At 60.8% G+C, this 15,286-nt stretch carries 15 protein-coding genes; 1 reads left to right on the top strand and 14 read right to left on the bottom strand.

From position 1 onward, the window contains the following. Position 1: 1 nt before the first annotated feature. The 13 genes from lgt to BN3002_RS03595 form a co-directional block, all read right to left on the bottom strand. On the bottom strand, positions 2–1,036 hold the full coding sequence (gene lgt, locus BN3002_RS03655) for a prolipoprotein diacylglyceryl transferase (RefSeq protein WP_058236640.1): 1,035 nt from the start codon (positions 1,034–1,036) through the stop codon (positions 2–4). An 18-nt stretch (positions 1,037–1,054) separates the two neighbouring features. After that, positions 1,055–1,858, bottom strand: coding sequence for a tryptophan synthase subunit alpha (gene trpA, locus BN3002_RS03650; protein ID WP_058236639.1), 804 nt, complete (start codon positions 1,856–1,858; stop codon positions 1,055–1,057). After that, positions 1,855–3,132 (bottom strand): tryptophan synthase subunit beta, encoded by a 1,278-nt coding sequence (gene trpB / locus BN3002_RS03645; protein ID WP_058236638.1) that lies wholly within the window; start codon positions 3,130–3,132, stop codon positions 1,855–1,857. The genes trpA and trpB overlap by 4 nt, the downstream gene beginning before the upstream one ends. A gap of 12 nt (positions 3,133–3,144) precedes the next feature. Further along, a complete protein-coding gene (gene trpC, locus BN3002_RS03640) occupies positions 3,145–3,999 on the bottom strand; it encodes an indole-3-glycerol phosphate synthase TrpC (RefSeq protein ID WP_058236637.1) in 855 nt (284 codons plus the stop codon). Positions 4,000–4,075: 76 nt separating this feature from the next. After that, positions 4,076–5,629, bottom strand: a complete 1,554-nt coding sequence (locus tag BN3002_RS03635; RefSeq protein WP_058236636.1) for a chorismate-binding protein — start codon at positions 5,627–5,629, stop codon at positions 4,076–4,078. Beyond that, the gene (gene hisI, locus BN3002_RS03630) at positions 5,626–5,979 is read right to left on the bottom strand and encodes a phosphoribosyl-AMP cyclohydrolase (protein ID WP_058236635.1); all 354 of its coding nucleotides are present in this window, start codon (positions 5,977–5,979) and stop codon (positions 5,626–5,628) included. The genes BN3002_RS03635 and hisI overlap by 4 nt, the downstream gene beginning before the upstream one ends. Further along, entirely contained in the window at positions 5,976–6,749 is a 774-nt protein-coding gene (hisF, locus tag BN3002_RS03625) for an imidazole glycerol phosphate synthase subunit HisF (protein ID WP_058236634.1), read from the bottom strand. Before hisF ends, hisI begins: the two co-directional genes overlap by 4 nt. A gap of 42 nt (positions 6,750–6,791) precedes the next feature. Continuing rightward, positions 6,792–7,739, bottom strand: coding sequence for an FKBP-type peptidyl-prolyl cis-trans isomerase (locus BN3002_RS03620; protein ID WP_058236633.1), 948 nt, complete (start codon positions 7,737–7,739; stop codon positions 6,792–6,794). A gap of 4 nt (positions 7,740–7,743) precedes the next feature. Then, positions 7,744–9,132 (bottom strand): Pup--protein ligase, encoded by a 1,389-nt coding sequence (gene pafA, locus BN3002_RS03615; protein ID WP_058236632.1) that lies wholly within the window; start codon positions 9,130–9,132, stop codon positions 7,744–7,746. A 1-nt stretch (position 9,133) separates the two neighbouring features. Continuing rightward, positions 9,134–9,313, bottom strand: a complete 180-nt coding sequence (locus BN3002_RS03610) for a ubiquitin-like protein Pup (RefSeq protein ID WP_058236631.1) — start codon at positions 9,311–9,313, stop codon at positions 9,134–9,136. A gap of 9 nt (positions 9,314–9,322) precedes the next feature. Next, entirely contained in the window at positions 9,323–10,846 is a 1,524-nt protein-coding gene (dop, locus tag BN3002_RS03605) for a depupylase/deamidase Dop (protein ID WP_058236630.1), read from the bottom strand. Beyond that, positions 10,843–12,402 (bottom strand): proteasome ATPase, encoded by a 1,560-nt coding sequence (gene arc, locus BN3002_RS03600; RefSeq protein ID WP_058236629.1) that lies wholly within the window; start codon positions 12,400–12,402, stop codon positions 10,843–10,845. Before arc ends, dop begins: the two co-directional genes overlap by 4 nt. Before the next feature lie 50 nt (positions 12,403–12,452). After that, positions 12,453–13,499: a tRNA (adenine-N1)-methyltransferase gene (locus tag BN3002_RS03595; RefSeq protein WP_058236628.1), complete on the bottom strand. Its 1,047-nt coding sequence runs from the start codon at positions 13,497–13,499 to the stop codon at positions 12,453–12,455. 70 nt (positions 13,500–13,569) lie between these two features. Here BN3002_RS03595 and BN3002_RS03590 point away from each other — a divergent pair, with 70 nt between their 5' ends. Continuing rightward, positions 13,570–14,415 (top strand): RecB family exonuclease, encoded by an 846-nt coding sequence (locus BN3002_RS03590; RefSeq protein WP_058236627.1) that lies wholly within the window; start codon positions 13,570–13,572, stop codon positions 14,413–14,415. Positions 14,416–14,425: 10 nt separating this feature from the next. On the opposite strand, the gene BN3002_RS03585 is transcribed toward BN3002_RS03590, so the two are convergent. Then, positions 14,426–15,277, bottom strand: coding sequence for an undecaprenyl-diphosphate phosphatase (locus tag BN3002_RS03585; protein WP_058236626.1), 852 nt, complete (start codon positions 15,275–15,277; stop codon positions 14,426–14,428). Positions 15,278–15,286: the final 9 nt, after the last annotated feature.

Raw genomic sequence — 15,286 nt, 5'->3', positions numbered from 1 at the left:
TCTACAGTGCCGATCTCGATTCAGGGGAACCCTCACCGGCTTCGACGCTTTCAAAGACGTTTTTCGCGCCCTGCGCGCTGCCCGATTCGTCCGCGAGTTTCGATACATCCTCTTCATCTAAAGATTCGTCGGCTTCATTATCTGCGCCATCCGACTTGTCGAGGCCCAGGTGTGCCCGCAGGTGCTCATGCTCGTCTTCGCTGACAGTCGTTGACCTGCCGAGGCGTCCTGCCACGCAGAAAACGGCCAGGCCCGCGAGGAAGACCGCGATCGATGTCCACACGTTCAGACGCAGCCCCAGAATGTGCTGCGCTTCGTCAACGCGGAGCATCTCGATCCACACACGCCCGAGCGTGTATCCCATCAGATACAGCCCGAAGACCTGACCTGAAGCGAACCGTGCGCGCCGATCCACCCACACGATCAGTGCGGCAATAACCAAATTCCACAGGCATTCATAGAGAAATGTCGGGTGAAAGAGCGTGCCGGCGGCATACTGGACAGGCATGTGAGCCGCGTCGACCTGCAGCCCCCACGGTAGTGTCGTCGGCGCGCCGAACAGTTCCTGGTTAAACCAATTCCCCCACCGGCCTATTGCCTGTGCCACCAGGAGGGCCGGTGCAATGGAGTCAGCCAGAGGTCCCATTCGTTGGCCGGCGCGTCGCAGCGCAATGTAGGCACCAACAGCGCCCAGAGCTACGCCGCCCCAGATTCCAAGACCGCCATTCCAGATTTTGAACGCGTCAATGGGATTGCCGTTGGGGCCGAAGTAGGCATCAGGTGAGGACACCACGTGGTAGATTCGCGCTCCGATGATTCCCAGCGGGATCGCCCACAACGCAATTTCGTACATGAAGTCGGCCACGCCACCGCGCCGCTCGTACCGCCGGCCGGTGATCCACACTGCAGCGACCATCCCCACCATAATGAGGATGCCGTACATATGGATGGTCAGTGGACCAATGTTCCACGCTCCCTGCGGCGGAGACGGTATCGCTGAGCCAATCAGTGAGCTTGCCACAGTCAGATCGTTCATCGTCACCGCGCCTTCCGGTTAGACAGTTCGTGAGTTCTTAACGCCATCACTGAGTTCACGGGCCAGAGTTCCGAGCGCTTCGAAAGCCTGTTCCCTGTCCTCGTCAAAAAGTGTGCGCACAAGTGCAGAACCCACAATAACGCCATCGGCGTAGGAGCCTATTTCATGTGCCTGCGTGCCGCTGGAAACGCCCAGACCCACACACACGCGTTCGGCACCGGCTTCACGCGTGCGTGCGACCAGTTCGCGCGCGTGAGTGTCGACCGAGGATCGCGCCCCTGTCACGCCCATCGTTGACGCGGCGTACACCCATCCGCGTGCGTGGGAACTGATTAGTTCCAAACGCGTGCGAGTTGACGACGGTGCCACCAGGTAGATGCATTCCAGGTCATTTTCGCGAGCTGCATTTTCCCATTGCTCGCCTTCGTCGGGTGGCAGGTCCGGCGTGATCAGGCCTGATCCGCCGGCTTGGGCAAAGTCACGGGCAAAATGGTTCACGCCGTACCATTCGACCGGGTTCCAGTACGTCATGCACACGGTGGTCAGACCATAGTCCACGACTTCCCTGGTCGCTTCCAGCAGGTCCTCCAGGTGTGTTCCATGTTCGAGGGCGGCCACGGTTGCGCGCTGGATCGTGGGGCCATCCATCCCAGGGTCGGAATACGGGAAACCAAATTCAAGGACATCAACGCCGTTATCTGCCAGCACTTTCGCTGCACGCACCGAGTCTTCCACAGTGGGGAAACCGACGGGCAAATATCCGATCAGGGCGGCGTGCCCGGCATTATTGGCGCGATCAATCGCATCTGCGCTGTGCATCATTTGTCGGCCTCCCTGCTCGGATCAATGTTCTGGTATGTGGGTTCACCCAGGCCGAACCACTTCGAAGCGGTTGTCACGTCCTTATCGCCGCGCCCAGACAGGCACACCACGATAATGGGTTCCTTGCCTTTTTCGATCGGTCCTGCTTCGAGTCGCTCGTGGGCCCACTGAATTGCCCCTGCAAGTGCGTGTGCCGATTCGATGGCGGGAATGATACCTTCGGTGCGACACAGGCGCACGAATGCGTCCATGGCGTGCGTGTCGTCAATCGCAATGTAGCGTGCTCGTCCGGAACGGGCCAGCCATGCATGTTCGGGTCCCACACCCGGGTAGTCCAGGCCCGCAGAAATCGAATGGGAGGCCTTGGTCTGCCCGTCGCGTTCCTGCAGCACGAATGTGCGCGCACCGTGCAGAACACCGACTTCGTTCGCTGAAATCGATGCAGCGTGGCGACCGGTCTCGATGCCGTCGCCTCCGGCTTCACATCCGATCAGCTCGACGTCCTCATCATCGATAAAAGCAGTGAAGGATCCAATCGCATTTGAACCACCGCCCACGCACGCGGTCACGGCATCCGGCAGGCGCCCCTCGCGCTCCAGGATCTGCTCGCGGGCTTCGTCACCAATGACGCGTTGGAGGTCACGGACGAGGCTGGGGAACGGGTGCGGACCTGCAGCAGTGCCGAAAATGTAGTTCGTGGTCTCCACATTCGTCACCCAGTCACGGAACGCTTCGTTAATGGCGTCCTTGAGCGTTTGAGACCCCTGAGTCACACCAATGACTTCCGCGCCGAGCATCTGCATGCGGGCTACGTTGAGTGCCTGACGTTCGGTGTCTTCCGCGCCCATATAGATCGTGCAGTCCAGGCCCAGCAGCGCCGCGGCCGTTGCGGTGGCAACGCCATGCTGTCCGGCTCCGGTCTCAGCGATGATACGGGTCTTGCCCAGTTCCTGTGTGAGCAACGCCTGTCCCAGCACGTTGTTGATCTTGTGGGATCCGGTATGGTTAAGGTCCTCGCGCTTGAGGAAGACTCGGATTCCCCCCAGATCGGCAGCAAAGCGCGATGCTTCGGTCAACAATGAGGGGCGTCCGGCATAGTTGACGAACAGGTCATGGAGTCGTTTCTGGAAACCGTCATCATGCCACAGACGCTGCCACGTTTCATCAAGTTCTTCCAGTGCAGCCATCAGCGATTCGGCCACGAAACGACCACCGAAGGCTCCAAAATACGGGCCTCTCAGGTCGTCCGAGCGCGGCGATGCGGTACTCGACATGCCGACTCCTCCTTACTCGTCAGATGATTCATTGCGTGCCATGCGCACGCGAGCTTTTCTATCGGTGAGCAGTGCCGGATGCTGGCCGGCGCTGACGATATCGCTGACGGCGGTCGCTGGATCACCGGACGTTACCAGTGCTTCTCCGACCAGCACAGCATCAGCGCCCCAGTTGGCGTACTGGATGACGTCGTGGCGATCGCGCACACCGGATTCGGCTACAGCGATCACGTCGGGCGGGATGACATCGATCACCTGCTCGACAACAGTTGGATCGACATCCAGGGTGGTCAGGTCGCGTGCGTTCACGCCAATGACGCGCGCTCCGGCATCGAGCGCCCGCAGCACTTCCAGACGCGAATGCGCCTCGACCAGCGCCGTCATTCCCAGTGATTCCGTTCGTTCCAGCAGCGACACCAACGCCGGCTGTTCAAGTGCGGCAACAATCAGCAGCACAATGTCAGCGCCGTGAGCGCGCGCTTCATGGACCTGATACGGGGTGACAATGAAATCCTTGCGCAGCACAGGGATATCGACTGCTGCGCGCACTGAGTCAAGATCGGACAGTGACCCCGAGAAGCGACGCTGTTCAGTAAGCACCGAGATTGCAGCCGCACCGTTCGCCTCGTAGATGTGGGCCAGTGCTGCCGGATCGTCGATATGCGCCAGCGCGCCCTTCGAGGGCGAGGACCGCTTGACCTCCGCGATCAGCGAGACGGCACCACTGCTGCGCAGTGCTGACACCGCGTTCTTCGCGTCGGCGCAGCGTTGCGCACGCTTCTTGATGTCATCCATCGGCACGCGTGCTTCCCGCTCACGCAGATCTTCCAGCACTCCCGCGATGATCCCATCGAGGACTGTTGCCATCGCTCCTCCTCACCGTTGCCTACTGTGATGCTAACCAAAGTCAGGGTGTTTTCCCCAATTGGCTCACATGATGGGCTCAGTCCAGGTCCCCCGTCAGCTTCGCTGCGGTCAGTACGGATGCCAGTGCCGCGGCCGCTTTATTACGGGTCTCCACATACTCCGTGTGTTCAACCGAATCAGCCACAATTCCAGCTCCCGCCTGCACGCTGGCGCGGCCGTCTTTCAGGCATGCCGTGCGGATCGCGATCGCAAAATCTGTGTCGCCGCCCAGGTCAAAATAGCCGACCACTCCCCCGTACACGCCGCGCGCACACGGTTCAAGCTCGTCGATCAGTTGAATGGCGCGCGTCTTGGGCGCACCTGACAGTGTTCCGGCCGGGAACGTTGCCACCAAGCAATCCAGCGCGTCCACCCCCTCGTTCACGATGCCCGTAACGGTGGAGGAAATGTGTTGAATATGGGAGTAGCGCTTGATTTCCATCAGCGTAGACACTTCCACCGATTCAGGCCTGCAGACTCTCGACAGGTCGTTGCGCGCCAGGTCCACCAGCATGGCGTGTTCGGCCAGCTCCTTCGGATCCTTCAGCAGGTCTACGGCCAGGTCGTGGTCCTCGCTCCCGTTCGCTCCGCGTGGGCGTGACCCGGCAATCGGATAGGTCCACACGCGCTGTCCCTGCGTACGCACCAGTGTTTCAGGCGAGGAACCCACCACGTCGAAGTCACCGCCCACGCCATCGGGCAGGCGCAGCAGGTACAGATACGGCGAAGGATTGAGGGTGCGCAGCACCGAGTACACGTCCAGCGCATCCGCCTGGGTGGACACATCCATGCGTTGCGACAGCACAATCTGGAAAGCGTCGCCTCGCCCGATCGCCTCTTTCGCATCCCTGACGGATTGTTCAAAATCGTCCTGCGGTGTGCGGTGCTGGATCGCCAGATCATCCGACGAGGGGGATGCACTGACCCATACAGCTGGATTCATGCTGGATTCCAGGCGATGACACATGTCGCCCACTCGACGGCACGCTTCGTCATACGCCCAGTCGACTCGTTCATCGGTACCATCCATGTTCCACGCATTCGACACCAGCCACAGTGAGCCGTCACTGTGATCGATAGCAGCCACGTCGCGCGCCAAAATGAGCGATGCATCCGGTACGTCCATCTCGCGCGGAGCCGACATCGTGATGCTCGGCTCCCATTCGCGGGCCATTGCCCAGCCAATCGAGCCGACAAAAGCGCCCGTCAAGGGTGGCAGACCTTCGATGGGATCAGCTCGCAGCACCTCGAGAGCCGAGTGCATCACCTCGCGAAATGATCCGGTCTCCATTGCGCCCCTCGGGCACACCCCCTGCCAGGACGTGACGCCATCACGGGTGATCACTGACGAGGCGGAATCCACTCCAATGAATGACCAGCGTCCCCACCTGCCGTCGTGTTCGGCTGATTCAAACAGGTACGTCCCCGGCTTCGAGCCGCACAGGTGGCGGTACAGGCCCACCGGTGTAATATCGGGCGCCAGGACTTTCCGTGCCACGGGAATGAGCCGTCGGTTGGCCGCCAGCTCATGGAACTCTTCGCGCGATGGCCATATCTGTCCCAGAGGCAGGTCAGTGGCGTGACGTGTCATTGAATTGTTCCTCCCGCTTCAAAACATGAATGTGTCCCCGTATGGCACGCAGCACCGATCTGATCGACTTTCATCAACAGAGCATCCCCGTCGCAGTCAATCTGAATGCTCTTGACGTGCTGCACGTGTCCTGACGTGTCGCCTTTGCGCCAGTACTCCTGACGGGAACGTGACCAGTAGGTCGCACGCCTGCTTTCCAGTGTGCGTCGCAGTGCTTCGTCGTCCATCCATGCCAGCATCAGAACTTCGTCAGTGTCGTATTGCTGGACGATGACTGCCACGAGACCTTGCTCATTTCGCTTCAGTCGATGCGCGATGCGCGGATCGAGGTTCTCAGCCGACCGGTTCACAGTCGCACCGCGATTCCGGCACGCGCCATCGCATCCTTGACCTGCGTGATCGTCAAGGTACCGAAGTGGAACACTGAGGCAGCCAGAACTGCGTCCGCACCTGCCTGAGCTGCCTGAACGAAATCGTCAGTTGTGCCGGCCCCGCCCGAAGCGATCAGAGGAATGGACACTGTGGATCGAATCTCGCCGAGCATTTCCAGGTCGAATCCGCCCTGAACCCCGTCTGCGTCCATCGAGTTCAACAGGATTTCGCCTGCTCCCAGTTCGGCGACCCGGTTTGCCCACTCGACCGCGTCGATGCCGGTTGAGCGCGTTCCACCGTGTGTCGTGACTTCGAATCCGGAGGTCGTTGAGACACCCTCGGGCGTGCGCCGTGCGTCCAGGGACAGCACGATGATCTGGTCGCCATAGCGTGAGGCGACCCGTTCGATCAGGCTCGGGTCAGCGATCGCCGCCGTATTGACTGAAACTTTGTCGGCTCCGCAGTCCAGCAGGCGTGACACGTCGTCCACACTGCGTACACCGCCACCGACAGTGAGCGGCACAAAAATCTGACTCGCAGCGGCAGAGACGACATCGAGCATTGTCGAGCGCTGCTCGGTCGAGGCGGATACGTCCAGCAAAGTGATTTCATCAGCGCCCTCGTCGCTGTAGTGACGGGCACGCTCAACAGGATCGCCCGCATCTTTCAAATCTGCGAAGTTGACACCTTTAACGACGCGTCCGGCGTTGACGTCCAGGCATGGAATGATTCGGCAGGTCACTGACATGCTTCCATCGTAGCCATGTGCACGCACTTGGTTGACACCGGCTCAGGAAGTGGATGACGACGGCGGGTAGGTGGCAAGGATATCGACCAGGACGCACAGCGTGTCGTCACCTTCGGCCAGATCAGGAGGAATGGTGATCGCCAGGCGTGAGCCGACTCTTTGATCGACCAGCCCCTGCTGCAGGCCCGGCATGATGGTCGCCATGTCCAACCGTTCCGGCATTCCGTCGTTCCACGTTGATCGACGCTTGTCCGGATTGTTCCACCCCGCAATCACGTATTGCACCAGGACCCGGTCATCGGGCCCGACCTGAGGACCGTCGCCTTTGATATGTGGGGCGATGACGATCTGGCTGGGGGCCTCCCCCGTGTGAGTGACCTTGAAGCCATCTTCTGCGAATTCGACGCTGAATGGCTGGGTTGGTTCGGGATCAATCGGTGTGCCAGTAGCAGTCGAGGAGATCACATCGACGACGTCAATTTCAATGCGCGGCTGCGCAGGGGTCGTTCCGGCAAGTGTCTCCCCGTCCTTATCCGCCGCCGGTGTCAGTGGTCTGACGAACAGGAGGCGCGTCCCTTCGCGAGACCCGATCAGGGCCTGAACCAGCGTGGCATCCAGTTCGTCACTCGTTGCACGCTCCGTAAAGATCGCGGGCTGCCCGTCGGCAGTGATGACTTCCCCCGTGTCTCCGTCAAACGGTGTGATCGCGGCGATCACGGGCGACCCCTCGGTAATTTCCCGTCCTTGCCCCTCGATAATCGTTCTCACGAAAGGTGCCGTCACCGTCAAGGTACCGTGAATGGTCACAGTCGGTATGGCGCCGTGGTTACCGAATACTTCAACCTGATTGCCCACTGACTGTGCGTCATCAGCGCTCTGCACCACGTCAGGTGAGCTGCTGCGCCCCAGGGTCCACCACCCGACCATGATGAGGACGACGACCACCAGCACAGTCACTGTGGCAACCGTTCTGCGCGAAGACAGTGTCATGTGATCACGCCGGCAAGTCAGGAGCTGACTGGTTAATGTGCTCGATCAGCGCATCCACTCGCGCATCCTCGTTCGAGAGCGGGTCATTGAGTGTCAGTGGTGTGGCTGAAATATCTCCGAGCCGCACGTGCACCCAGTCGACCGACAGATCCCGGCGCGCGTCCTGTGCTGCACCGATGATCCGGCCGCGCAGGGACGCCCTCGTTGTGGCAGGAGGCGTGGTGACTGCGCCTGACACCTGGTCGGCCGCGATAAGCCGGCGCATCAATCCGCCGCCTTCCATGCGGTCACGCAGGCCTGTCGCCGTGATGTCGTGGTAGCTGAGCTCCAGGCGCGCCACGCGCGTGTCGGACAGCGGCACTGAGCGGCGTTCACAGTACTGGCGCAGCAGGCGGCGCTTGATTGCCACATCCAGTTCGGTCTCGACGCCGGACCAGTCTCCTGATTCGATCGCATCCAGTCCACGCTTCCACAGGTCCAGAACGTAGGTGTGCATGGGATCGAGGGCGCTGGTGTCCGTGTGGTCGAGGATCCTGCGCCGGATTTCCCGCTGGATTGCCACAGGTGACATGGATGTTCCCGAGGCCAATGGGATAGGTGCCTGTCCCGTCAGGTCCGCGTTGATGGAGCGAATAGCCGACATGGGATCGGCCAGCGCCAGGTCTGCCAGCTTCACACCATCTTCGACCGCGCTCAGCAGCAGCTCGGTTGCCCCGACCTTCAGGGCGGTTGTCGGCTCGGACACGTTCGTATCCCCCACGATCACATGCATACGCCGGTAGGAGCCTGAATCTGCCAGTGGTTCGTCGCGCGTGTTGATGATTGGGCGCGAACGAGTGGTTGCTGCCGAAACTGCGTCCCACATCTGGTCTGCACGTTGGGAAAAGACGTACGTGCTGCGTCCTGAAATGGTGCGGATATGTCCAGCTCCGACGACGATTTGTCGGGTGATGAAGAATGCGACGAGGGCGTCCGCGACTTCTCTGAAGTCACGTCGGCGGTGCAGCAGATAGTTCTCGTGGCAGCCGTAGGAGTTTCCCTGGGAGTCCACGTTGTTGCGAAACAGGTGGAGTCGGGCTGGGACGCCCTCGGACTGGAGCTGCTCGTCTGCGCGAGAGGCGAGGTCAGCCAGTAGAAGGTCACCTGCACGATTTTGGGCCAGGAGGTCCTCCAGCAGGTCGCATTCGGCTGTCGCATATTCGGGGTGTGAGCCGACGTCGAGGTACAGGCGCCCGCCGTTGCGCAGGAACAGGTTCGAGGAACGTCCCTGGTCAATGAGCGGGGCGAACAGGTACCGCGCCGCCTGATCCGCATCCACTGGTGAGGGCGCGGAGGTGGTAGAAGCTGCGGTCAGCCCGTATTCCGTTTCGATTCCGACGACTCGGCGCCTCACTTTATTGGCCGCCCTTCTGCACGAAGCCCTGAACGAAGCTTTGCGCGTTTTCTTCCAGGACGGTGTCGATGTCATCCAGCAGGTCATCGAGGGAATCGGTGTTCGCCTGAACCTGCCCGGCCTGGGCGTCGTCCTCGTCGAGCGGGTCTGAGTGAGGTGAATGTGTGTGTGACTGAACCATGGATGCTCCTTAGACAAGGTCAGAGATGTCGGTTGTGGTATCAGATGCGTCAGGCAGTGAGATGCGGACCAGGCGGTTGTGTTCGGGGTCGTCGACTACCACTGATGTCCATGATGCCCGAACGACGTTCGGCATCGAGGCAACAGCGTGTCCGCGTACTCTGGCGCGGGTTGACTGCGGCGGCGTATCGGCCGCACGGATCACGTCGTCAGGTGTGAAGAGTCTGCGGACTCGTCCCGCACGGTCGAGGCGGCTCACCAGGGAGCGTTCTTCTCGCAGGTCCGCCCATTGCAGATCCATTGCCGCCAGACGTGGGTCGGCCCAGTCGGTGTTCAGCCGCTCACGCTGGCGATCGAAAAGCTGGTATTTTGCCACCCATTCAACGTCGCTGGCCACCGAGAACATGTCGGTGCGCAGACCGTCCAGGACTCGCTGCCAGGTGTCAAGCAGGTCGCGTGTGTCCTCATCCGGATTCTGGCCAGTCTCGTCGAGTGTTTCGAGCACCAGATCCAGGTAGATCTGCTGAATATCAACGGCATTCAGTGCGCGTCCGGCAGCGATCGGAACTTTGTGGCTCAGCGTCGGGTCGTGACTGACGTTCCATGTTTCCTGCACCGGATCGTCAATGCTCAGTCCATCCCAGTGCATCGACGTGCCCTGTTCAATGGCCCACAGGACAATCGAGGTCGTCCCCATCTTGAGGTAGGCCGAGATGTCGAAGAGGCTGGCATCGCCTCCGATGACATGCAGGCGACGGAACCGTGCGGGATTGGCATGAGGTTCGTCGCGCGTATTGATGATCGGGCGATTGAAAGTGGTTTCCAGGCCGACCTCGTTTTCCACGAAGTCAGCGCGCTGCGAGAGCTGGAAGCCGGGAGCCTGTGACTTTTGACCCAGCCCGACCCGACCCGAACCACAGGTGACGGGGCGCGTCACCATGAATGGGATGAGGCCGCGGATCAGGTCATCCAGATCAACTGAACGCTCCACCTGGTAGTTCTCATGAGTGCCGTAGGCCGCACCTTTACCGTCGGTATTGTTCTTGACCAGGACGAGCGGCACCTCCGAGCTGGCATCGATATGTGCCATGATTCGGCGCGCAATCTCATCACCGGCCCTGTCCCACAGCACTGCTTCGCGCGGTGACGAGGTTTCAGGTGCGGAATACTCCGGATGTGCGTGGTCGACGTACAGGCGCGCACCGTTGGTCAGCACCGCCACCGTCGGGGTTGGCAGTGCGCGCTCACTGTCACTGGGGCGTTCCAACGCTTCCACGCCCCCTGACGGTGCCAGGTGGTAGGGATCATCGGTCAACAGTGACGGGTCGGCTGCGGCACGGGACAGGCGCATACCGCGCAGATCATTGAGCGGATCCTCACCCGTGTAATCCCATCCAACAGGGTCGCCCTCGCGCGACAGCTGTCCGCCTGCAGCGACTGCCTGCGTGGACAGTGCGACCGCATTTGCCCACGGGTTGCCTGGCTGATAGACACCGAATTCTGTTTCGGTGCCCATGATGCGGTGGACGCTCATTGTGGATCTCCTTGAATGGGGGTCACGGATTGAATATCATCACGCACTCCCACGGTGCGTGCCCAGTCCACTGGCGAAGACGTAGCAGCCAGCTCCATTGATTCGCGCATCTCTTCTTCCACGCCGCGCAGCACGTGTTCCTGACTCAGCCCCTGCTCGCTCCCGCCAAGCGTGGCGCGGATAGCGTGTTTCTTGGCTCGCTCCACGCTCGAGGCGATCAATGCGCCTGAAACGATGTCACTCAGGTACAGCGTCGTCTGCGCGCCTGAGGTCAGCGTCGCGTGGAACAGTGCAGTGGACTGATCGCGTGCATACAGACGCTCCACGGCGGCGTCGATCATCTGATTGAGGGCCTCCTCGTGGCTCCCATAGCGGGAAATCTCGCTCGCTGCAATCGGGACGTGCGTGGTCAGATACTTCGTGAAGATGTCGCGCGCGCCCGTCCGGTCGGGTCGGTCGATGCGTATACGCACGTCGAGGCGTCCGGGCCGCAGTACAGCAGGGTCGATCATGTCGGCTCGGTTGGATGCGCCAATGATGATGACATTGTCGAGGGCTTCCACTCCGTCCATTTCAGCCAGAAGCTGCGGGACAATCATGGTTTCCACGTCAGAGGAGATACCTGCGCCGCGCGTGCGGAACAGAGCTTCCATCTCATCGAAGAACACGACAACAGGGATCCCGGTTGCCGCCAGTGCACGAGCACGGGAGAAAATTGCCCGAATCTGGCGCTCCGTCTCCCCCACGAATTTGTTGAGCAGTTCGGGGCCCTTGATAGACAGGAAGTGGCCGCGCACGCCTGATTCGGTCTGCGACAAGGCGTTTGCCACTGCTTTGGCAATGAGTGTTTTACCCGAACCTGGCGGCCCGTACAGCAGGATGCCTTTGGGCGGACGCAAGCCGTAATCGCGGTAAAGCTGCGGGTGACGCAGCGGCATCTCGATCGAGTCACGCACACTGGCCAACTGCTGATCCAGTCCGCCGATGTCATCGTAGGTGACGTCCGGGATCTGCGGGGTGAGCAGCTGCTCGACATCCGAGCGGGTGACGCGTTCGATGGCCTGACCGGCGCGCAGATTCGCCATGACGGAATCGCCTGCCCGTACGCTTCCGTGCCGCAGTGGTCCGGCCAGCGTCAGAACCTGTTCCGCGCCGCCTTCCAGGGACACCAATACGCGATCGGCGCCCAGTACTTCCAGCACCGATGTCAGTGTCCCGGTGCGCTCGAAGTGGTCCACACCCACCACGACCATGTTCTCGTTGAGGCGTACCAGCTGTCCGACGGCCACCGTTGACAGGTCAACACTGGAGTCAACGGTCAGGCGCATGCGTTTGGTGCCCACCATCGCATCGATCTGACGCGCGGCGGTATCGACCGCGAGAACTGAGACGAATGTGTGTGGAGGCTGCTGAGAGCGGTGGATTTTCTCGTTGAGTTGGACAAGCTGTCCGCGGGCCGTCGACAGGGCACGTGAGAGGCGTTCGTTCTTCTCTTCCAAAGAAGCGACAGATCGCCGCAACGCGTCAACGGTCTGTTGGTCGGCAGACGTGCTCACTCGTACCCTCCTCGCGAGTCAGTTTTAGTGGTCATTCAACACTATGACGATCAGTGGGATTCCTCCAGATCCTTCCGAACCGTGGTCTGTAATGTTTCTCCCACCCAATGTTCGCTGCGCGCAGTTGCGTCACGACGCACTCGCCGTACTTTCTTGTCACTGGGCACTCGCTGCCCGATTGACGAGGGTGTCCACCCATCCTCGTCGTCCCACATTCCACCCTGTCCTTCAGCAGCCGGAGCGGGGCGGCGTTGGGCGGTTTGCGGACGGGTGTGCGGTGCCAGCAGACGCGTGGTGACCAGAAAGCCGGTATGGGCCACCATGCGGTGTTCGGGACGCACGGCCAGCCCTTCGAGATGCCACTCGCGCTGCATCGTTTCCCACGCCAGTGGCTCTGTGAATCGTTCGCATGCGCGGATGTCTTCGACCAGACGGGACATCTGGGTCACTGTGGCGACGTAGCACGTCAATACTCCTCCGTAGTTCAATGCGTGTTCCACGGCTTGAAGGTTTTCCCACGGGGCCAGCATGTCGAAGACGATGCGATCCACGCTATGCGCCTCGCATCGATTGAGCACATCAGCCACCTCGCCTACTTCCAGGGTCCACGCGGGGTGGTGAGAGCCGAACCAGAGATCCACATTGGCGCGCGCAATGTCCGCAAAGCCTTCGCGGCGTTCCACTGAGTGGAGGTGGCCGTGTTCGCCTACCGCGTTGAGCAGTGCCAGTGTCAATGCACCTGATCCCACACCTGCTTCCACTACGCGTGCGCCGGGGAAAATGTCCCCCATATGAATGATGGTGCCGGTGTCTTTGGGGTAGATCACCGTTGCGCCGCGCGGCATCGACATGACGTAGTCGCTTTGCAGGGGTCGCAGCACCTGAAATGAGCGTCCTTCAGGCGTGGTGATCACCTGGCCGTCGGGCTGACCGATCACGGCGTCGTGATCGAGCCACCCGCGATTGGTTTGGAAGCGTCCGCCCGCCACCAGCGTGATGGTGTGGAATCGTCCCTTTGGGTCGCGTACCTGCACCCGATCGCCTTCGCGCAGTGGCCCGCGCCGGTTTTCCTGACCTAGTTCACTATGAGTACTCATCGCTGGGATTGTATCCACAACCGGAGCAGGCGAGCACGCAGATGCCGGTGCGCGGCGTTACGGTAGGCACATGCCGTCTTCATCATCGTCTGAACAGTGGGCGCCAGCACTGTCGGTGTCGCGCGCCCGCGATTTCATGAAATGCCCTCTCAAGTTCCGTCTGTTGGTTGTGGATCGCATTCCCTCGCCCGCCACACGTGCCACGGCGATGGGCACCCTCGTACACGCTGTCCTCGAGCATCTCTTCAACGTGCCGCAGCACGATCGCACCCCTGAGCATGCTCAGGAACTGGTTGCCCCGCAATGGGAAGTGTTACGCAGCAACGATCATACAGTGATGGATCTGTTCGATTCTGAAGAGGATTTGCAGTCATGGATGCGTGACGTGCGAACCGTAATCGAGCAGTACTTCCATATCGAGGATCCACGGTGGCTTGAACCGGTTGGACGTGAAGAACTGATCACTGTGGTGATGCCCGAAGGCATTCGTCTGCGCGGATTCATCGACCGCATCGATCAGGCTCCCACAGGCCAGCTGCGCGTTGTGGACTACAAGACAGGCAAGGCTCCCAGTCCACGTTTCCAGGACGAAGCTCTCTACCAGATGCGCTTCTACGCATTGCTGCTTCAGCTCACACGCGAACTTCCGGCCCGCACGCAGTTGGTGTACATCAAGTCCGGTCAGGTTCTCACCTTGGACCCCACCGACGCCGACATGGTGGACATTCGCGCCGATGTGGCACAGCTGTGGGAGCGCATCGAAAGCGCGGCTCGCCAACGTCGTTTTGTTCCGACAAAAAACCCGCTGTGCAACTGGTGCCACGTGCAGTCCATGTGCCCCATCTTTGGCGGTCAGGTGCCCGATATTCCTGAAGAAGGCATCGAGCGTGTACTGTCCATGCGTGCGAGTCAGTAAGTCACTCTCGTCAGGCTGCGACTCCCCCGGGCGTCAGGACGCCGGTCAGCAGCAGGATCGCGACGAGGGTGGCCAGACCCAGGCGGTACACGACGAAGGGGCTGAACGAGCGGGTGGAGATCAACTTGAGGAACCACATGATCACCACGTATCCCACGCCGAAAGCGATGAGCGTGGCCAGGATCGTCGGTCCGACCGCAACAATGTCACCACCGCCGATCACCTTGGCCATCTTGTAGAACCCCGATGCGAAGACGGCGGGCATGGCCAACAGGAATGAGTAGCGCGCTGCGGCTTCTCTCGTGTAGCCCAGCGCGCGCCCCATCGTGATGGTGCCACCTGAACGGGAGACGCCGGGAATGAGAGCCATCGCCTGAGCAAAGCCGTAAGCAATGGCATCGCGCCAGCTCATGCGGTCAAGGGTGAGTTCCCTGCGCCCCAAGCGATCAGCCGTGCCGAGCAGCAGACCGAAGAAAACAAGCATGGCCACCGTGATCCACAGGTTACGGAATGATGTGTCGATCCAATCTTCGAGCAGCAGTCCAAGGATTCCGATCGGCAGGGATCCGACGATGATCATCCACCCCATGCGCGCATCGGGATCGGCACCGCTGACGCGCTTGGCGGGGCCGACTACGGGAAGGGAACGCGCCCATTTCGACACGATCCTCACGATGTCTTTCCAGAAGAACACCAGCACTGCGGTTTCAGTTCCGATCTGCGTGATCGCGGTGAAGGCAGCTCCCGGATCTGCCTGTCCGATCAGCTCTCCCACAATGCGCAGGTGAGCAGATGAGGAAATAGGAAGAAACTCCGTGAGGCCCTGAACCAGCCCCAGGATGATTGCATCAAGCCAACTCATGAGGCCTAC

Origin of the sequence: Actinomyces ihuae, from assembly GCF_001457875.1 — a bacterium.
GTDB classification, from domain to species: Bacteria; Actinomycetota; Actinomycetes; order Actinomycetales; family Actinomycetaceae; genus Pauljensenia; species Pauljensenia radingae_A.
Note: the sequence above shows the minus strand (reverse complement) of the source record. Positions and strands in the feature narration are given on the sequence as shown.